Source organism: Streptomyces sp. NPDC043726 (assembly GCF_056436565.1).
Map to the genome: position 1 here is coordinate 186,439 of NZ_JBWKCI010000009.1, position 20,637 is coordinate 207,075.

8 protein-coding genes are annotated in these 20,637 nt (G+C 68.5%); 3 read left to right on the forward strand and 5 right to left on the reverse strand.

What is annotated here, in order from left to right:
• Positions 1 to 39 precede the first annotated feature (39 nt).
• From AC068Z_RS26325 to AC068Z_RS26335, 3 genes are all read left to right on the forward strand, one after another.
• Positions 40 to 4,125 carry a hypothetical protein gene (locus AC068Z_RS26325; RefSeq protein WP_478560328.1) on the forward strand — a complete coding sequence of 1,362 codons (4,086 nt, stop codon included), beginning with the start codon at positions 40 to 42 and terminating at the stop codon, positions 4,123 to 4,125.
• Positions 4,126 to 4,324: 199 nt separating this feature from the next.
• On the forward strand, positions 4,325 to 5,995 hold the full coding sequence (locus AC068Z_RS26330; RefSeq protein ID WP_478560331.1) for a hypothetical protein: 1,671 nt from the start codon (positions 4,325 to 4,327) through the stop codon (positions 5,993 to 5,995).
• On the forward strand, positions 5,887 to 10,842 hold the full coding sequence (locus tag AC068Z_RS26335) for a hypothetical protein (protein WP_478560334.1): 4,956 nt from the start codon (positions 5,887 to 5,889) through the stop codon (positions 10,840 to 10,842). Before AC068Z_RS26330 ends, AC068Z_RS26335 begins: the two co-directional genes overlap by 109 nt.
• 17 nt (positions 10,843 to 10,859) lie before the next feature.
• Here AC068Z_RS26335 and AC068Z_RS26340 read toward each other — a convergent pair whose 3' ends face one another.
• The 5 genes from AC068Z_RS26340 to AC068Z_RS26360 form a co-directional block, all read right to left on the reverse strand.
• Positions 10,860 to 12,671 (reverse strand): hypothetical protein, encoded by a 1,812-nt coding sequence (locus AC068Z_RS26340; protein ID WP_478560337.1) that lies wholly within the window; start codon positions 12,669 to 12,671, stop codon positions 10,860 to 10,862.
• Between the two features lie 4 nt (positions 12,672 to 12,675).
• Complete coding sequence (locus AC068Z_RS26345) at positions 12,676 to 13,752, reverse strand: hypothetical protein (RefSeq protein ID WP_478560341.1); 1,077 nt, start codon at positions 13,750 to 13,752, stop codon at positions 12,676 to 12,678.
• A gap of 71 nt (positions 13,753 to 13,823) precedes the next feature.
• Positions 13,824 to 14,876: a protein kinase family protein gene (locus AC068Z_RS26350; RefSeq protein ID WP_478560344.1), complete on the reverse strand. Its 1,053-nt coding sequence runs from the start codon at positions 14,874 to 14,876 to the stop codon at positions 13,824 to 13,826.
• Between the two features lie 52 nt (positions 14,877 to 14,928).
• Positions 14,929 to 17,406 (reverse strand): hypothetical protein, encoded by a 2,478-nt coding sequence (locus AC068Z_RS26355; RefSeq protein ID WP_478560347.1) that lies wholly within the window; start codon positions 17,404 to 17,406, stop codon positions 14,929 to 14,931.
• A 2-nt stretch (positions 17,407 to 17,408) separates the two neighbouring features.
• Positions 17,409 to 20,612, reverse strand: coding sequence for a tubulin-like doman-containing protein (locus AC068Z_RS26360; protein ID WP_478560350.1), 3,204 nt, complete (start codon positions 20,610 to 20,612; stop codon positions 17,409 to 17,411).
• Between the last annotated feature and the right edge of the window lie 25 nt (positions 20,613 to 20,637).

The window sequence follows — 20,637 nt, forward strand, 5'->3', positions numbered from 1 at the left end:
CACCGAGAGCGAACGCATTTCTCCGCAGCTATGGAACACATGAGGCCCGCATGGGTCTACTCTTCTGCTCTGCACTGGCATATGCGCGGGGTTCTTAGGGGGACTGAGAACGTGACGGGGGAATACGACGCTTTACTGGAAGTCCTGGACTTCAGCAAGGGAGAGGGCGCACCGCGATGGCGGTGGCGAATCAGCGGCGGTGACGCTTCGGGCGAAGCCCATGAGTGCTCGGTCGACCTGACGGGTGACTCGCTGGGCCGTCAGGAGTACTACGGCTTCCTGACCGATCCGTCCGGGTTCATTCGAAACACGTGGCTCGACGAAGCCGGGAAAGCCAACACGCTGCGAAGACTGAGCCATTGGCTGCGCAGTTCGGTGCTCACGCAGGGGATCTGGGACAGGCTGCCTCTGGGACGGCCGTCGACGGTGCTGATCCGGCTGAATCCGCGGGGACCGGAGCGTGAGATGCTCGGGTACCCACTCCTGCTGGCGGCGGACGACAGCGGATCTCTGGTCAAACGCAGACTCACCTTCGTACACGATGTCTCGTCCGGGCCCTCCCTGGTCCGCCGGGCGGCCAAGGACCGACCACTCCATCTCGTCGGAGTGTTCAATCGGACGAAGACCGGCGAGCCGCTGGACCTGCACGCCGAACAGTCGCAGGTGTTCAGTACCGTGCGTGACATAGCTGCTGACGGCGACGGGATGGACGTCACGAGCCGGACGCTTTCGTACCATGTGACCCACGATCAGCTCAAAGACTTAGTGGAGAGCGCCAAGCGTGGCGGGCGCCAGCACGAGGGCCGCTGGCAGATGATTCTGCATCTGGCCGATCGAGGGGTCCCGGGCAGCTGGTCCGCGGTGTCCCGAAGTGGGGAGTCCGGAACCAAGCAGCCGTTGAGCGCGTCCGAACTGGTCGACATGCTGCAGACCAGTGACAACGACGAACGTCTGCGACTCGCGGTGATCACCACGAGACCGGTCAGCAGTCCGTCGATCGCGGATCAGTTGGACCTGTTCCGCATCCCCTCCCACCTTGCGGCCGAACCATCCTTGGCGGCGAGTCCCCAAGGAGACGCGGATCTGGCCGTTGATCTGGCCAGGAGGCTGGGCTGCGCGGTATTGGCCTTCCGGCACCGAATCGGCGACCAGGCCGCGGTCGACTTCGTCACCAAGGTCTACGCCTATCTGCTCGAGCGGAATCTGACCCTGCCCAGAGCGGTGGGCACGGTCCTCGCCGAGTGCGATTCGCTGAAAACCCTCGACCGTGTGGCGCCCGTCATCTACGGTGCCGAAGCCTGCGGTCTGGTCGTGGCGCCGCCCCGACTGCGCACGCCTGATCCGCCGACGCTCGAGGATCCGCCGCCCAGCTTCATCGGCCACCACGACCCGATGTGGAAGGCCAGCGAGATCCTCGCCCGGATCGGCGGCAGCACGGCCAACGGCGCCGTCCTGCACGGCATGGCGGGAGTGGGCAAGACGACCTGCGCCGACGAGCTGCTCAGCCAGTACGCCCACCGCTACCGGGAGGTCGTGCGATATCCGCTCAAGGGCGGACAGATGGATGACGACCCCTCGGACGCGCTCTGCGGCTTCGTCGGCGAACTGCTGAAACTGCCGGCACTGCGAGCGGCGTTCGACAGCCGTTCGGAAGCCGTGCCCGACCCTGCCGACCTTGCGGGCTTCCTCGCCGACGACATCAAATTCGAGCGGTTGTGCACGGACATCGAACAGAGACTGACGAAGAACAACCGCGAATACGCCCTGGTTTTCCTCTCCGACGTCGAGAAACTGATTAAGCGTCAGCCCCGGGATCTGCGGGCGTCGTCCGCGAACGGTCACGAGGCCGGTGCCCGCGGCCCCTGGATTCACCCTCGCTGGGAGCGGCTGATCAACGCGATGGCTGTGCCCAAGGCTCCGGGCTTCCGGCTGTTGATCACCAGCCCACGCGCGCTTCGTCTGGACCAGCGGCAGATGCCCGACGTCCGGGTGCCTCTGCTGGCGCCGGCCGAGGCGTATCTGTACGCCCAGAGCCTTCCTGACCTCGGCCGTGTCATCACGGACGCTGCTGCCGGGAACATGTCCGGCGAGGACGAACGGGACCTCGTACGCAGGGTGATCGTACGGGCCGAAGGGCACCCGGGACTGCTGCGCTTCGCGGACGAGGTGGCGGCCGGGGGCGGTGGGTACGAGCGGCTCCGTCGCCTCGCGACCGCGGACGCCGACCAACTGGAGCAGGAGTTCGACGAACGGATTCCTGAGGTGTGGCAGCGGATTCAGCGGTGGACCCTGGACACGCTCCGCTGCATCCCCCGCGACGATCCTCGCCATCTGCTGCTGCTCGCTCTCTCCTGGCTCAGCCATCGGCACCGTGAACTCCACCCGGACGGCGACGACTGTTCGCCGGGCCTGCTGGGGGAGGTGTGGGCCGGACTGCGCAGCCGTGCTCACTGCTTCACCCGTCCCGTCGGGGAACAGGGAGGCGCAGAGGGGCAGTCCGCGGACGGAGAGCGAGACGAACTCCGGTTTCTGCTGCAGTCCTTGGAGGACTCCTGCCTGATCGACTGCCTGACGCCGGTGGACGGGAAGCACCTGAAGATCAGGATGCAGCTCGCGGTCGTCACAGCAGTTCAGCGCGATCACGCGTCCTGGCTGGACCCCGACGGTGAGCTGCGGGCAGAGGTCGAGCGGATCGCTCGGCGGCACACAGAGGGCCGGGTAAAGGTGGCCCTGCGGCACCGGACCCACGGCAGAACGGCCGCGGTCCAGCAGCTGATACCCGACGCGATGCCCTATCTGGAGCGGGCCGGCGACTGGGAGACGTGGCTGCACTTCGTCGCCGTCAGTATGAGCCGCTCACGCCGGGGCCGCTCGGGGCTGGACGACACGGTGCGCAAACTGGAGCGGGTCACCGCCGCCATAAAGGACAGGGAGTCCGACCAGTTCACGATGGCCCAGCGTTTGAGCGACGTGTTCGAGGCCCTGAGGAAGGGCGAGCGCCCCGGCCTGTCCGCGCTCCTCGGGGAGGGGCCCGGCGACACCGTCGTGGACAACTCGCCGCTGGCCATGGCCATGAGTGTGGGGATCCTCAGCGGGCTGCGGGACACCGGCAGACTGACCGAGGCCCGGGAGGTGGCACAGGACTACCTCCGCTTTGTCGCTTCGGGCAGCGGTGCAGGCCTCGTGGCCAGCGCCGTCGAGGTCGAACTGCTTCGGGTGCTGGTCGACGAGGGGAAGCTGAGCGAGGCGTTGGACCGCGTCGAGTACGCCTTCGAGGAACTGGCCGACGTCCGATTCCGCGACGCCGTCCGAACCCGCTGGGCCGATGGGGAGATCTTGCGCCGCAAGCTGTTCACCATACGACGGGACATCCACGTCCTGCGGGCCAAGAACACGTCGGAAGGGGATCCGACCCGAGTCGGCCACATGGAGCTCGCATGTGCCGACCATGAGCGGCTCGGTCAGCAACTGCTGCTGGAGGGTCATGACGAGGTCGAGCGGCATCTGCACACCGTGGAAGGCTGCCTGCTGGAGCTGGACAGACGACTGGACATCGACGGGGACGAGTTGGAGGCGTTCGATCAGAAACTGATGGGCTGCCTGCAGGAAGTCGAGCGTTCCGGTGACATCGTCGTCCGGGCCATGACCGATGCGGCCCGTGCCCAGATCAGACGCCGGCAGGCGGAACGGATGCGTCGGACGGAGGGCGAGGATGCGTGGCACAGGGGCATGAAGGCGGCCCGGGACTACGAACTCAAAGCGCTCAGACTGCTGTACGCGCAGGGCACGCCCATGGACATCGGTGTCTGTCACCGACGAATAGGTGACGACCAACTCGCCTGTCAGCACGAGCCCTTGCGGCGTACGACTCCGGCGCACCACATGTACGCAGGGTTGATCGGCCGGCTGACCGGAGCACACGCTCTGCGGCCGCAGGCCGCGCATCGTGCGGGCGGAACGCTCCCGGGCACGGTCGAGGAGCTGTGCGAACGCGTGGGCGAAGACCTTATCGGGGAGGGGAACAAGCCGGTACCCGGCGCGCTGGACCCGAGGAGCGTGCTGGGGAAAATCGCGAACGACGCCGAGGTGGAGCGGGCTTTTCGGGAACTTTCAGCGGATTCATAGGCTCCATCGATAAAGTGCGGGGAGTATGGGGGGTGGGTGAATGACGCACGTCGTCCACCTGAGGGTCGGATCGGCTGGAGAGGCCACTCCGGCGTCTTACATCGTCGAGACGACGTTCTTGCGGGACAGCGGGGTCGAGAGGGAACGCATACCGCTGGAACTGAGGAAACCGGACGGACCGCAGGCGCTGTGGGGCCGATTGCTGGAGCTGATGGCGGAGCGCCAGGATGACGGGGGTGCCCCCGATCTGCTGGCCCTGCAACTGAGAGAGCCCGAGCTGCGCGCTCTGAACTGGGAGGACCTTGTCCATGGGACGACGGTCGCCGCGGGAGACGCCGAGCTCAGGGTGGTGCGGACCGCGGCCGGTCCCGGCAGTTTTCATCAGAGCAGGGAATTGTCGTTCGGTGATCTCCCGGTACGGGTATTGGTCGTGGGGGTGGATTCCCTCGTGGAGCACGGGGCGGCGGACGACCCGCTGTGGCACGAGGACGTCGCCGTGCATGACGCGGTTCACCAGCACGCCGAGTGGTGGGAGGTCGACGTGCTCCCAGGGTCAGTGAGCCACAAGGCCCTTGCCGAGGCCATCAAGACGAGCAAACCCCACCTTCTGCACCTGGCCGGAAACACTGCCCGCACGCTGTACGAGGACGGCGCGCACTCCCTGGGCGGGCTCGACCTCTGCGACGTACGGCTGGTGATCTCCAGCAACCACGAGCCTCCGGCCGAGGCGCACCGACTGCTGGAGCCGTACATCCAGCCCGATGCCCTGACCCCCGCGCTCGCCGTGGTGTCCCTGACACCGGGTCCGGAACCAGAGCCGGGGCATGCGCTGTGCAGGTCGCTCAAAGATCTGTACGGCATGCTGGCCACGGGCGTCGCCGTCGATGTGGCGGCGCGGATCGTTACCGAAGCCGATCCGTCGGTGTCCGCGGCTGTCACCATCAACTGCAGGCCCGAACATCTGCTGCCGAGCGCCCCCGAGCCGCCGTCGGCGGTCCCGGAGCTGTACGGCAGCCTGCGCGGGGCCACCGACCGGGTGGGCCAGCGTCTCACCGCGCTGGAGAAACTGGAGTCGGGGACCGCTGCCCGCCAGCTGATCGTGCTGTCCGGCGGCGAGGAAGACGACAAGATCGGTGCCACCTGGTTCCTGCTGTCCCTGATCCGGCTCTGGGAACAACGCCCCCGTTGCCGGGCGCTCTACCTGGACTTCAGCCGGCCGAGCAGCACCAGACCGCCAAGGTCTGTAGGACAGGTACCGCAGCTCGACGATGTCGTCCGGGAGACGGTGGCCCTGCTGGCCGACAGTGTGCGCGCACACAGCGAACGCCAGGGTGGCTGGGGCTTGGACAACCGGCTGGACGCCGTACAGGATCTGGTGACGGGTGACGGTGGCTACCACACCCGGATGAGCTCCGTCCGGAACGATGTCATCAAGGCCGCGATCGATCTGCTCGTCAACGCCGCACCGGCCGGCACCCACCTCGTACTGGCTCTCGACCATTTCCTCGAGAACGACAAAGTGCGGTCGTCGGTCGAATACCTGGTCAGGCACTTGTTCAGGCCGGTTCTGCACAGCCATAGCAGCATCACGGTCGTGGTGACCGCCAAAAGGCCGCATCAGCCTCAGACTGCCGACCGGCTCGCGGAGTTCTTCGCGGAGCGGCAGTACATCAACCTTCAGCGCTGGCCCGCCCACCACGGCGGGTCGCTGTTGCGGGAATTGGGCACACGAATGGGCTACGACTGGCATGCCATGCCCGAGTGGCGCGAGCTGGTCAGGGAGAAACTCGGCACCATTGCGGAAGGTGGGGACTTCGGCCCGAAGTTCTTGCAAGAGGTCTGCGACACCGCACTCACCAGGATCGGCTGAGACGTGGGAGAAGGGGGGGCGACGAGCGAATGGGACAGGCTGGACGAGGAGCTGCGGCCGGGGCCGACGAGTACGGAACGGCGTTCAAAGACTTGAGCGGCTCTCGCGAGAACAAACCGGTGCGTTACGAGGTGCTCAAGCGTTGCAGTCTGATGACAGCCATCAGTAAGACTGCCTTCGCGGTCGCTGCCGACGGCCTGGACTACTCGTTCGAGGAGTTGCGGCGGGTCCTTGCGGCACACCCCGCCGAAGCCGGATGGTTCCAGCTCAACGGCATGGTCCGCAAAGGAGCCTGGGCCGCATGGTGGCTGGACGGCCAGGAGAAGTCCTTCACGGCCGCAGGTCTGCCCTCCGCGATGACAGAGACGGCCGCCAGGCTGGCTGCTCAGCTGACCCGCGTGGACGGGGACACGGCCGTGGTCGAGCGGTTGCGGCTGCTGGTGCTCGCGGGCCGGCACCGGGAAGCGGTCGACGAGTTCGACAGGTGGTACCCGCAGTTCGAGAACGTCGCCGACTTCACCGTCTGCCGCAAGCTCGCCGAAGCCGTCGCCCCGGATGATCTGCGTCGGTTCGCCGCCGATGCCCTCGATGCCGAACTGCTGCGGCGCCGTGAGCGCGCGGAGCGCCGACTGGAGTTGAGTGCCGGGCTGCACGAGTACTTCGAACGAACCCGGCACTATGTCTCCCGCTGTGACATCGAGGGCATCCTGGAGTCGGCGATCCACGGCACCGTGCCGTCGCCGCCCGGCGTGCTGTCGGAGGGCATTCCGCCCGGACCGCCCCGGGTGATCCATCTGCACGCCGGCGGGGGGATGGGGAAGAGCACCCAACTCGCCTGGCTGGTAGCGCGTTTCGGCGTCCAGCAGCATCCGCCGTTGCTCTCCGCCGTGCTGGACGCGCAGAGCATGGTCTCGGAGCGCGTTCGCGATGTTCCGGAGCTGCTGCTGGTCAATGCGGCTGAGCGGCTGTTGGAACAGGCACAGGTACTCGACCGCGAGCACCGGACGTCGGGCATGGAGGACTTCTTCAGGGCTCACGGACACCGGCGCCGTGAACTCGACCGCGAGTTCGCCCCGCCCGGTTACGCCCCCATGCAGCACTGGAACGCCACACCGCTGCCGCAGGATGTGGTCGCAGTCTTCGCCGACGCCCTCAATGAGATCGCGGGTCGTCACCCCGTCCTGCTCTGCCTGGACACCACCGACGAACTCTTGCAAGCAGAGGAGGGCGAACTCAGTCGTCTCTTCGGCATGCTGGGGCGGCTGGTATGGCAAGTCCCCTGGTTGCGGCTGGTGCTGTCGGGACGCTCCGACGTCACCAGCCGAGACGACTTCCGAGATGCCTTTCGCGACGTACCGTGGCGAGCCCTCGAACTCAAGCCCTTCACCGGCCAGGAGGCGCGGAGGTACTTGAGGCTGCGTGGCGTCGCGCCGGAGCAGGCGGCACGGATAGTCGCCGTGTGCGAGCAAGACGTCGAGGGATCCCCGGCCTTCAATCCGCTCATCCTCGCCCTGCTCGCCGACTCACCGGACAAGTTGCCCACTGCGAGTGACTCGCTCTATCTGTTCGTCGTCGACCGCGAACTGGACTACATCAAGGACGACTACACCCGCACCGCCCTCAAGTACTGCGCGGTGGCCCGTCATCCGACGTACGAGTATTTTCTGAAGGTCCTGTTCCCCCTGCTTCCCGCGCACGGTGGCGACGCCACGGACACGGAGCAGGACGAACCGGCGGACCCCGAGGGACTGTGGCGCCGACTGGTCCATTACGCCAGGCGTTCGGCCTGGATCAGCGCCCAGGACACCCGTTTGAACGTGCACGTCAACGTGCGGCGGGAACTGCTGCGGACCATGCGATCTACCGAGGAGCGTGTGTGGCGGCAACTCCATCGAGACGCCGCCGTCCGCTGTGAGGACCTCGCCCGGTTGGCCGGGAGCGCTCAGGAGCAGGCCGGCTGGGTCGCCGAGCAGGTCTACCACCAACTGCATTCCGCCGTGGACCGACCTGACGACCACGACGCGTTCCTCGAAGAGGTGGCTCAGACCTGGCACGAACAGGTGGCTTCGGCTTGGCGGCGGGGCGACTTCGCGACCGTGATCGACCTGGCCGACCGGCTGCTCAGCGCCGACCTCGAGCACCCCGACAGCGACGCCGACGGACTTGGGTGGCCCGATCCCCAGGTGATGTCATTCCAACTCTGGTACGACATCGCTCTTGAACGCGCGTACGGCGAACTACACGCCGTGCTGTACGGCGGCAGGGCGGGCTGGTTCGACATCGAGCGCTATCTCCGGCTGGCGGAACGCCGGTCCCGGATGAGCTGTCCGGGCCACTCCGCCGTGCGGCAGGACCGCTTGCGGGTCGAGGTCATCACCGCCGCGCTGAGTATGCGCCGAGGGCTGCGTGACGGCCTGACCCCGGTGCACGATGCCTACGATCGACTGCGGCGCGTGCTGGAAGAGCGACGAACATCGGAGGCCGGCACGTCCCGAGGGCTTGCGGACCTGTGGACCGCCGACGCTCAGCTACTGCTGGCCAGTTGCCAGATCAGGATCGGTCGTACCCATGAACGGCCCCACCTCACTCATGCCGGAGCCGACCGCGACCTCGCCATGATGTTCGAGGCGGCAGTCGCGCGCGAGGCCTCCCAAGCGCCACTCGTGGCGCGCTACGCCATGCAGGACTGGGACCTGGCGGACCGCCCCGACCTAGTGCGGACTTGGCACGGACGGCTGGAGCGACTCAACGCTCCCATCGAGAACTGGCTGCAACTGCTGGCCGCCGATGCCGAACTGCGCTCCGGGCTGCCCCTGGCGGCGGAGCGGTTCCCGCGTTCCGGGCTGACTCCGGACGACCTGCGGGCGGATCTGATGCTGGCCAGATCGCTGATGCTCCTGGGCGATGCCGAGGACGCCGGGCGGCTGCTGCGCGAGGTCACTCTGCCCGCCGTGGCCGGGCAGGTGGAACCCGGTCTGGCCTTCGAGACGCTGATGGTGCTGGCCCGCGCGTGTGCGCAGGTGCTGGAGCTGGGCCAGGCCGAGACCTATGCGGGCATGGCGATGGGACGCGCCTCCGACGACGAGCGGCGGCTGTCGGTGATGGTCCTTCGGGCCACCACCGCTCTGTCCGTCGCCGGCGATCTGGGACGGGCGGACCAGTGGATCTCCCGCTCCAAGCCGCTCCGAGACGGTCCCCGAGGTCCGGCCGGTACGGCCATGAACGGCGCCGAATGCGCGCTGCTGCACCGCTGGGGACGCTTTGAGGAGGCCGAAGACCTGGTGCGCCGCTGGGCTGCCCAGTTGCGTGAGCGCCGCGCTGCGGCAGGACGTCAGGGCGCCCCGCCCACCCCGGCGGAATGGCTCTGCTACGGCCTCCACGCTCTGGTATGCGGACCGGTCGGCGAGGTGAAGAACCATCTCGCGACGTTGACCACGGCGGGTGAGTCCATCCCGACCATGAACCGGCGACTCATGCTCCTTGCCGAGCAGGCGAGACTGTACGCGACGATCGCCGAGAAGGGGCTGCTCACCGATCCGGCCCGGATTGATGCGATGGAGCGTTTTCTGGGGCGACACAGCTCCGGCGTCAAGGAGGCCGACCGGCCCGCCGGGCTGAGGGCCCTGTGGTCGGCGGAACTTCACATGCTGCTGCTCGGCCGGAGCGGCCGAGCAGCCACCGATCTGCGCAAGGCAGCCGACCTGCTGGGCCCGGACAACCGTCAACTGCACTCCACCTGGCTGCGCCTGCACCCCGTGGTGCCCGAGGACCTGCTCCCCGCCCCACTGCCCGAGGCACAGGACATCGACACCACCCAACACCTCACGTTGCGCGCCGCCGACATGATGGCCCGCGCTCACCACAAGTCGCGCAGGCAGCGCCGCAAGACCGCCGCCGAAGCCGCCGCGATCCTGAGACTGACCACCGAGACCGACGTGCCCACCGCCTGGCACCTGCACGCCGCCCGCCACGGCGCCGACGTCGGAATCCCCGCCGACACCCTCGCGGACCTGCTGCACACGCCGATGATCGAGGAGGCCCGCCGCCGCAACCTGCAGTTCGCGTTGCGACGGCTCGGCCGGTACGACGACGCCTTGCCCACAGGAAAGGCGGACGAGCGATGGTACAAGGCATGGGCGGCGTATCGGCGCGAGGTCCGCGGCGAGGTCCCCGACGACCTGAGGCAGGCCGTGCTCGCTGCCGCCGAGGAAAGGCCCGTGACCCAGGTCGAGGTGGACGTCCACGGCAATGCCCCCGGCGCGGCCCGTCCCATGCTCGAGCCTCCCGCGGCGACGCAGGAGAATCCGAGGCGTGGGCCGGTCGTGTGGCGGGTGACCGAGGATTTCCTGCTGTCCTCGGAACCCCTCGGCGTGGCCGACGAGCAACCCGTCGACGTGATTCTGCTCCACGGCGACATGCGACCTTACGACCAGGGCGCTGCCTTACGCCTGCCGGGCAGTGCCCGGTCCATCCGTCCGGAGGACGTGGACGCCGCCGTACGCAAGCTCTGCGACCGGCGGCGTCAAGCGCCACCGCTGGTGGTACTGGATGCTCTGCCGCAGGAGGCCGCGGACGGTGACGCGGCTGAGTTGCGCGATCTTTTCGCCTTCCAGTTGCACCTGCTCGGATATGTCCCCGCCGTGCTGACGTCCGGCCCCCTCCACTCGGATCCGGACGGAAGCTGGCGCCGGACCGCGCTGAGGCAGGCCGTGGCCTTCGGCCGGACTGCCCATCAGATCGCCGAGCGGCTTCAGCAGATGGCAGCGCGGCGTGAGAAGACCGGCGCGCGTATCCGGCTGCTGACACATATCCCGGAGGAGGAAAGCTTCGGCATCGGCCTGTTGTGAGCGGACCCGCCAGGCCGTCAGGCCGCGTCGCGCCACATCACTACGACCACCAGAAGCATCACGACGACGGCAAAGCCGAGCAGCAGCTTGCCGAGCAGCAGAAAGTCGTCGGTATTACCCTCCGGCCGCGCGCGAGGCGGTGTGTCGGCCCTATGCGCCGCTTCCGTCTTTCCGCCGCGCTTCCTGCCCGCCAGCCAGTTCGCGGGTCTGAATCGTGGCGGGCGGCTCGACGGCCCCCGGGGGCGAGGCCGAGTGCTGTCGGGCTGTTCGAGGCGCAGTGCACGGGGAATGGCCCAGCGACCCATGACGACGAAGAAGACCGAATGGATGTCGACGAGGTGCCGGTCGTATCGGTCGAACATTGCCTGGACCACGGAGCGCAGCGGCTCGGTGAGCGCGGCTGTGGACTCCTGACGCAGGAACACGGCCCACTCGAGGGCCGGTTCCCGCTGATATAGGTTCGCGCCGATCAGCAGGTCGAACACCTCTTGAGGATCATGGGAGAAGACCGGCTTCCCGGCCTGGCCACGTTCTCTGCGTGAGGTCAGGCCGAGCCGGAAGCGGATCGCCGTGAGACACGCGATCTCTCTCTGCGACTCTCTCCACGTACCCGACCGGTACGCGATCTCTCTCAGCAGTTCCTCCCCCTCCTCCGCGCTGCGGGCCTGGAACAGCCGCTCGACCAGGGCGGCAGCCTCCCGGTCCAGGGCCTCGTCGTCCGGTTGGTCGAGCCGGGGCACATCCGGGGCGTGGGACGGCAGCGGGGGTTCCGGGGCCGGTGAGGGTTCCTGCGCCCGCATGGGCTCGGGTTCGTCCCGGTCCGCCTCCGGGTCCGTCGGCGCAGTCAGTGTGTCGGCCCCCTCGATGGCGTACTCCTGCTCGTGGGCGGCCGGAGGAGAGGAGGGAACCGCGGGCAGCTCCTTGTGCGGCGTGGTCCCCGCGTGCAGAGTCAGCAGGTTGCGCAGCGACTCGGCCCGTTCGACGGCGGACATCGTCTGCCAGTCCCCTCGTTGGCGCAGCACCTCGAGACCCGGCAGGCCGTAAGCCTGGTAGCGAGCGACCAACAGTTGTGCGGCCGTATGCGCCGGACCGTCGGGCGCGGGCTGGTCGATGATGCGCCGTCGGCCGTAATCGGGGCTGCCGACCCGGGGCCAGACCGGCATGACGATGAGACGGTACGGGCCCGATTCGGTGGACTCCTCCGTGGAGAAGGTCCAGTCGCCAGGAACCAGTCCGGAGAGCATCTCCATCAGGCCGAGCAGCACCGCGCGCGGTTCTCCGGCCACCTGGGCCGCGGCCACCGACATCTTGGATCGCGGTTCGGTCAGTACCCAGGTCGCGAGGTGGCACAGTGTCTCGGTCAGGCTCGCTGCACGGCTGATATCACGGAGCCGGTCCGCGCCCTCGCGCCCGAGGTGCCGAAGCTCGTTGGGGTTCGGGCGGGGCAGCGGCTCACCCCGTTGTACGCGGGCGATCGCGTCGCCCAACGGCCAGTCGGCCTGGTCGAGTCCCAGGGCCGTCTCGGGGGAGAACTGGTCACGGCCTCCGATCACGGCCTGGCTGAGGAGATTGTCCCGGCGCAGGGAGTCGATGACGACGACCCGGCGGACGATGAGATCCTGCCCTGAGGGCAACTGCCCGTAGGCGATCGAGTTGCCGACCGCGAAGCTGCCCGGTGGCCGTAGGACGGTGGCCGCGAGCTTGAACAGGCTGACCTCCTCCAAGGTGGGGAGAGAGGACGCGACCGGGCCGAACCCCTTGCTGTCGGCGGCGTTGTCGGGGTCGTAGGCACAGATGACCTGGTGGACCTCGGTGCTCGGGACGGACACGTCCTCACACTCCCCTCAGCTGAGCGACGGGCAGCGGAATGTCGAGCAGACCGCACATCTGGAACACGGAGAGCAAGGGGCCCAGCACCCGCCGAGGGCGGATTCCACCAATGAAGGCGGTCGGTGGAGTCGCGCCCGACGAGCCCCCGCCGGCCGCGGGCAGCACGGCGGGGGACATCCCGGTGGCCGTGGCGAAGTGCAGGGTGCAGCGACGGCACTCCATGAACGGACGCAGCCATGAGGACGCTTGATGGTGAGTGAGGAAGGCGAACACGTCCTGGCTCTCACGAAGTACCTCCGCCGGGTCCGGGGCGCTGCGGGGGCGGCTGTCCTCGCGCAGCCATTGGTCGATCGGCGGCTCGAACCGCAGGACGTCGCACTTGTTCAACACGATCGCCGTCGGCACGTTGCACAGGCCGTCCTCACGTGGCAGGCGGTCGAGAACGGCGCCGAACGTGGGGTCGGCCACGCCCGCCGCGTCCGCCCGAACGCCCGCGAGCTCTCGGGCCGGCATGAGCTGCTTCAGCCGCAGCGCTCTGAGTGCGTCGACGACGAAGATCAACGCATCCACGCCCAGGAGGAACTCAGTCGTCTTCCCGGGCAAGTTCAGTGACTCCCCTGCGATGTCGAAGAAGGCCACCGGCCTGGTTTGGCCATTGACTGTGATCAACAGGGCGTCGGTGAAGTCGACGAAGTCCGTCGGCCTGGTGGCCGGCAGAACTCGTCCCGCCTCCAGCTTGTTGACCGCCTCGGCAAGGAACGCATGGTGCTGCGAGGTGTTCACCGCACGGCAGCGCATGCCCAAGGAGTCAAGGCCGCCCCGGCCGATCTCGGCCATGATCGCTGCCAGTAGGTGCGTCTTGCCGGTGCCGGACTGGCCGACGAACGCGATGGTCAACGGCTTGCCGAACATGAGATACGGCACGGGAAGGAAGTGGGGGTCAGGCCTGTCGTTGGGACACTTCATGAAGGCGCGGTTGAGCTGGTCCTGACGCCGCAATCGGTTGGGCTCCGACGCCGGGTCCCACGGCACCATCTTCTCGGTGTGCGGATCCGGGACGTGCAGTTGCCGTTCGTCCAACAGCAGTTCCTCAAGACAGCTGGGACATCGCACCGGTTGTCGCGATTCTCCGTTGGGGAATACCTGATCCACTATCCGCCATCTCCCGCCCTGCGGCCGCCTGTGCCCCAGCGTCCCGTTCCGGAACCCTTCCGTCGGCGGCCCCAGCCGCCGAACTGGTCGTACGAACCGCTCCGTTCCCCAGAGTCGGCCTCCTGCGGGGGAACGGATGGGCCCGGGTCCGCAGCCGCGGGTACCACCGGCCAGGCCGAGGGCCCTTTGTCCGTGAGGAGTTCGAGGAATCGGCGGCGACTGTCCAGTAGCGGATCCGAGGGGCGTCCGAGGTCGTCCCACGGATCCGGCGCGGCGACCCGCCGCAGCATGGTCTTCGCGTCCGGCCGCTGCTCGGCGAGTTCAGCGAAAACGTTCTTGAGCAGGTCGTCGCGGACCGGCCCGGCGAGCGGCGGCATCCGATTGCCCGTCGGCTCCCGGGAGTGGGCGACGAAGTACACGAGCTGTCCGGCGCTCCAGATGTCGTCACGGGGGTCGATGCTGCCGGTGCCCTCGCGCTGCTCGAGGGGGGCCCAGGGCGGGGAGCCCAACCGCTGTCGCGGTCGTCCCACTCGTTCGGCGGTGCCGAAACCCGTCAGCTGCACCCGGGCGCCGTCCCAGCGCACCGTCGCGGGGCTGATGGACCGGTGGACCAGGCCCGCCCACTCCAGCAGGCGCAATGCCCGAAACAGACTGCTCTCGAACTTCTTCTGCTCGGCGGACAGCACCAGACCGCTGGCCCGCTCCGCCAAGGTCCGTCCGTCGCGCGGCAGGTCCAGCAGCAGGAACGGCTGCTCCGCCTCGATGGCGTACCCGGCGAGCCGCGTGAACTCGGGGGGATAGCTGACCTCTCTGAACACTCGCACGAGGGTGAGTCCGGCCCGGATCTCCGCCTCCAGCGCGTCGACGCTCTCCGCGCGCGTGGTGTACGCGGGCAGCAGCCGCCGCTGCAGGAAGAGCCGTCCGTCCTCCAGCCTGAGGGTGCGGGTGCGCAGCCCGGAGGCGGGCGCCGGCTGCTCGTCGATACCATATTCGAGCACCCGGACTCGTTCGGGCATGCCGGATGAATCGACGAAGGACAAGCTCTCGTTCATCCCGTCACGCTCCGGGTCGTTTTCCGTGCCACTTCCGCCGCGCCCCTCCGCCTTACCCTGTCTCGCCCGGCGTCCGCGAAACCGACGGGCCGGGCGGGGCGCCACGCGTCGAGACGCCGTCCGCCTCGGCGTCCGGCCACACCGCGCGTACCGCGCCCGATGACAAGGGCACCAGCCGCAGCAGGCCGGCGAACCGGCCCGAGGCCGTCCAGACGATCTCGGGCAAACCTGCCCCCACCGCCGGGGATCCCGACGCCGCCCAGCGGTTGGTCTTCGTGGTCTGTTCCCTGCCGACGGGCCCCTTCTCCGTGCCCGAGGTGCTCACCAAGGCCTTCCAGAACGCCCCCTGCATGGCCTGCGGCACGAAGCCGAGGCTGTGCGCGGAACCCGGCGCTCGATCGAGCATGCGCAGCTGGTCCGGGGAGCACAGCTGCAACGCGTTGTCGCGGCCGTCGGGCAGCAGGACGTCGATGATCCGCCGCAGGTCGATCCCGACGAGCGTCGCGGGATCGGGTCGGCCGGCCGACGCCGAGGCGAACGGAGGCGGAGGGGTGGTGCCCATCCTGGCCAATTGCTGCTGGTACGCATGCATGAGCTCGTCGGTGCGGGAGATCAGGGGCAACGATGCGGCACTGGACGGGTCGCGCAAGACCACGTCCCAGTATGGTGCCAGCACCTCCGCCACCAGATCGGTGACGTCGCCGGCGAGCGTCGTGCGCAGAGCCTGCCCCGCCTGGCCGACGTACTCCACGGCGAACGTGCTGCCCCCTCGCCCACCCGCCGGTCCGGTCCGACCGCCGCCGCGAGGCGCGCTTTCCCAGGCAGGCCGGGCGCGGCGGCCGAGCTGCTCAGCGAACTCCGTCAGTGCCTCGCAGACCGTTTGCACCAGATGGGCCAGCGCCTTGGCCTGGTCGGAAGCGGCGGCTCGGGCGTCCGCCAACAGCCAGTGCCGTAGCACCCCTTGGTCGAGGACGTCACCGAGCCGCTCCACCGCTCGGGCGGCCTCCGCCAGACCGGTGTCGGTACGCCACCGCTGCACCGCGGCGACCCACAGCGACCGTGCTGACAACGCCGCAGCCAGCAGGGCCAGCACGATCAGTGGGGCGCCGGTCCACTCGGGCACGCCGACCGAGCGCAGCGCCACTCCCGCGGCGCCGCCGACCAGCCAGGACACCGCCAGAGCACCCGCGGTGGCGGGCGGTACCCGCCCGGGGGAGCCCGCGGTGCGTGCAGCGCACAGGCCGAGCAGCATTAGGATGATGACCGCTCCCCACACGCCCAGCGGGCTCAGCGCCGCCAGCAGGGCCGCAGCGGCCGCCCAAAGGGCCGACGGCACCGGGTCGGTACCGATCACCGGTGGTGGTGGGTTGCGAAGGGATTCGAGCAGGTCGTCGGGGCAGATGCGGTGCAGCCGGTCCAGCTGTGAGGCGCTGCCGGTGGGGACCGTCCGTCCAGCGAAGTCGCGCAGCCAGGACACGATCTCGGGCAGCGGACGGCGCCGTTGGAGCCGCTGCACGACCTGCTGTCGCAGTTCTTCGCCGACCTCCTCCGGACGGGTGCCCGGCAACGGGGGCAGCTGGATACCCATTTGTGCGAGGTGGTCGCGTCCTTCGGCGTTGAGCCCCGCACGTCCGTCTGCCCATTCGAATGTCTGCTCGATTGCATCGCGGTAGTCCGCCAGCGCGTGCCCGGCATCCCGTGCCGCGCGCACCACGTCACCGGCCGGATCCCCGGGCAGCAGCAGGCCGCGCCAGCCCTCCAGAACGTCAAGCCGGTCGGCCGCCTGACCGAGACGCTCGACGCTGCGCCAGTGTGCCTGCCGCAGCACACTGCTCTCCGGCAGGCAGTCCTCGACCGCCAGATCCTCGGGCTGAACGTACCCGGCCAGGATGTCCAGCGCGCCGCCCGGAGCGGGCGCGCTGCGCAGGTCGTCCGAGGCGGTCACGCAGGCGTCGAGGGCATGCAACTGGGCACGCAGCAGATCCTCTTCGGGCACTTCGTGCACCAGCAGCCGCAGGGCCGGGCTGGCCACCGCGGACGGCAGATCGCTCAGCGACGCCATGGCGGCATCGAACACCTCGGCCACCCGCAGCAGGTCGATCAGCGGCTCAAGGCCGGTGATGTCGTCTGCCGCGATGTCGGTGTCGGTGAGCGCCAGCGAACGGGCTTGCCCCGGGTGCCAGCCGATGCCTCGGACATCGCCGACCCACAGAGTGGCCGCGACCGGGGGCCGCAACTGCGAGGGCACGCTCAGGACCCGTTCATCGGGTCCTGGCAGCGGTCCCACGGCCAGACACAGCACGGTGGACACCAGGGGGTTGGAGCACAGGCGCTCGTACGCCGTGTGATGCCCCAGCAGCGCGGTGACGGTGTCGATGACCAGGACCCTGGAGACATCTGCGGACCGTATACGTGCGTCGCGCATCGCGTCGCGGAAACGCTCGTCCAGGGACCGGGGGTCCAGTACCTCCGCAAGTTCGTGGCGCAGGTCGATGCAGACGACGAGCTGGTCGTCGGTGGTGCCGATCATGGTCATTCTCCCCGCGGGTCCCTGGTCTGGTCGGCGCCGACACCGAATCGCCGGTCATGCACCGGCGGCTGATAGTGGCCGGACGCCGGCTGGAAGGACTGGTGGAGTTTGCGCAGGTTCCAGCCCGACATGCGGTGCGCTCGAGGGAAGGGCAGGTCGAGAGCTCCCGGCAGCGTCTCGTTCCAGAAGGCCGTGAGGTCGGTGAACCCAGCCGGACGCTGTCCGTCCTCCTCATGCGTCAGCTGCGCGAGCAGCCTGCTCTGTTGTGGTGCCACCTCGTGCACCAGCGTGTGGAACAGGCCGTGCGGGGGGATCGGCGAGACCTCGAGTCCCACGGGGGTGGTGGTCATCAGCTGTTCGCAGAAGGCGTTGCGGATGCCTCCGCTGTCCTCGGCCAGTGTCCAGGCCTCGTACGCGCGCAGCAGGTTGCCCCAGCTGGACAGCCCACCGCCGGGCGCGTCGAGTGGGCAGACCATTGCGGCGGAGTCCCGGTCCTGCAGCCCGATGCGGATGCGCCGGGGGCTGGTGATGTCGCCGAAGACCTGGACCTGGTTGTTCCACATGGCGCACAGAAGGCGGTGCAGGATGTGTCGCCGGTCCGCCGCCGTACCCATCAGGAAGTCGTAACCGTGACCGAGCCTCTGCCGCCATCTCAGATGGTCGCCGGGTTGCTCGGCGGCCAGCGCCTCGGCCCACAGGGTCAGCGTCTCGCGCACCTCCGGCACCTCGGTCAGGCTCATCGCGCTGCGAAAGAGCACCACGGTGATGGACTCCGTCGACACCGGCCGGAACTCGATGTCGCGTTCGCTGTCGCGCGGCAACCGCATCTCGCGTTCCAGGAATCTGCGTACGGTCGCGTCCGAGGACGTGGACGGATACACGATGAGTACCTTCAGCCGACCGCTGCCCTCCGGCGAGAACCCGACCGGAAGCAGGGAGGCCAGTTTGTGCCGGCACTGTTCCAGGGCGTCGTCGCCGACCTGACCGCCGCCGCCCGAGGCCGCCTCGGCCAGTAGTGTGCCCAGCCGTGGCAGCAGAGGGCGTTCTTCTCGGTCACCGGGTTCCACGAACAGGCGCTTGACCCGGTGCTGGAGTTGATCTTTGATCACATGGACAGCGCGGCGAGGATCGGTTCGTGCCTCCCCGAAGGCGGCCCGCCATTGTTCGGAGCCGACCAGCCGCCCCAGCAGAGTCCGTTCGTCGTCGGTCTCGCGCAGGCCCTCGGCCAGCAGCAGCCGCCGTACCACAGCGTCGTAGAAAGAAGTGAGGTCGGCCTGGGCCGGCAGCAGATACGACACACCGGTGCGGGGCCGATACAGGTGTCGGGTGCGTTGGCTGAAGGAGGTGTGCTCCTCGTCCGCCTGCTCTCGGAAGGCGGTGACCAGGGCGTTGAGCTCGGACTTCACCGCGGCCAGAGTGCGATCCCAGCGCGCCGCGTGGTCGGCCCAGTGGCGGTGCCAAATGCGTCTGGCCTCCCACTGGTACCAGGTGTCCTGCTGCTGGAGTACCGCCGAAACCTCCGGGTCGGTCCACTTGGCCTTGACGAATCCGCCCATGCGGTCGCGGATGCCTCGGGGTTGCGGGGGACCGGTGGTCAGCCCCGGGGGGCGCTCGGGCTCACGGCGACGGTTTTCCAGGAGTCCGGCGAAGCCGACCCGTTCCAACCGGTCCTTGGCGCCCGTGTCGCCGAGCAGCACACGGTGCAGCTCCGTGACATCGCATCGACCGAGCAACTGCCGCACTCCACGCACGGGGTCGAATGCGGCCGCCAACTCAGCTACTCGCTGCCGAAGTTGACGGTCGAGGTCTCCGAGGGCGTCCTCCATCGCGACGTGCCGTGTAGCGAGCGCGTCGAGGATGGCGCGCGCTCCGGTGACGGGGCGAGGCTCGTTGATCGGCAGACTGGCCCGGCTCCATAGGGGGTCGATGTTCGAGGCCGTGAAGAATTCCCGGACGAGTTCTCGTCTGGATCCGTCGGGAGGTCGGGGCGCTGCGTCCTGTTGGCGCAGTGCAGTGGCCTGCAACCGAGAAGCGAGGAGTTCCGCCAGCTCGTCGACCGGCACGGTCATGGAAGCCACCAGGCTCGTCGACACCCCTCGGTGGCCGATCCCTGTCGGAGCTACGGCTGCCCGCTCCACGTTGGTGTTGATGAAGGAGTCGGCGAAGGATTGATACAAGTGGTCGCTGGAGTGCGTGCGGCCGTCGTCGTCGCCGAGTTCGGTGCCCAGGAGCGACATCACGAGCGAGACCACACTGCGGTGCAGGTCCTCGCGCTCGATACCGGAGGTGCGGCTGAACAGGAACGCGGTCTGTGCGGTCGAGGGCCGCAGCCGAGTGGACAGTCCGCCCGGGTACTCGAGGCGGAGCTGACCGTGGGTGCCCACGTCGTCGAGGTTGTCCTCGGCATCGGGGGCGTTCTGATCGTCGACCAGACGGAAGAGGTCCACTAGTGAGCGACCGGCATTGAGGCGTGCGGCCCTGCCGCCTCCGCGCCCGTCGTCGAAGGCGGACGGCATCAGTACCAATGGGTAGATCTTCACGCGGTAGTGCGCCTCTTCGAAGGCCTGGCCGATCAGATGCAGGTAGTCGTAGAAGATGCCTGATCCTGTGCCGCCGGCCACGGAGAAGGACACGAACACATCGCAGCTGTCGGCCAGTGTCCCGCCCAGCGAGGTCAGATCACCGCCCGACTTGCTGATCATCGAGATCGCTTCGCGCAGCGGCTCCATCGCCGCCCCAAGGCCGCTGCGGAACGTCTCGAACAGGGCCGCCCGCCCCACGGTGGGCAACTGACCGGCGCCGCGGATCAGCGGCGCGATGCGCGGTTCACCGGTGCGTGGGGGCAGCCAACCACACAGCGGTCCGGGCAAGTTGGTCCGCAGGCTGCGAGCCACCTCGGGATAGGAGTCGAAGCGTGGCAGCAACCCGAAGGTGGCGTGCGAGGTCCGGCTGTAGGCGGCTTTGAGCGGGCCGTCGGCGCGCATGTGCGGAAGGCGGTTCAGCTCCGCCTCGTTGAGGTCGGCGTAGACGAATTGCAGGCAGTCGGGCAGCTGGTAGGGCAACAACTGCCGTCCCCGGAGCACGGAGAACAGAGCGGTGCCGTCCGGCCCGCACAACGCCTCGCGCAGCCGGTTCTCGAGTTCTGCACCGATGAGGCACCCGGTGCCGCCGAGGCCGACGAAGAGCATCGGCTGATAGATCTTCACTGGGCTTCACCTCGTGGGACGTGTC

Bases quoted from the DNA above. Each gene is read 5' to 3' on its own strand.
- AC068Z_RS26325 (WP_478560328.1), top strand. From the start codon at position 40: ATGAGGCCCGCATGGGTCTACTCTTCTGCTCTGCACTGGCATATGCGC.
- AC068Z_RS26350 (WP_478560344.1), bottom strand. From the start codon at position 14,876: ATGAACGAGAGCTTGTCCTTCGTCGATTCATCCGGCATGCCCGAACGA.
- AC068Z_RS26355 (WP_478560347.1), bottom strand. From the start codon at position 17,406: ATGATCGGCACCACCGACGACCAGCTCGTCGTCTGCATCGACCTGCGC.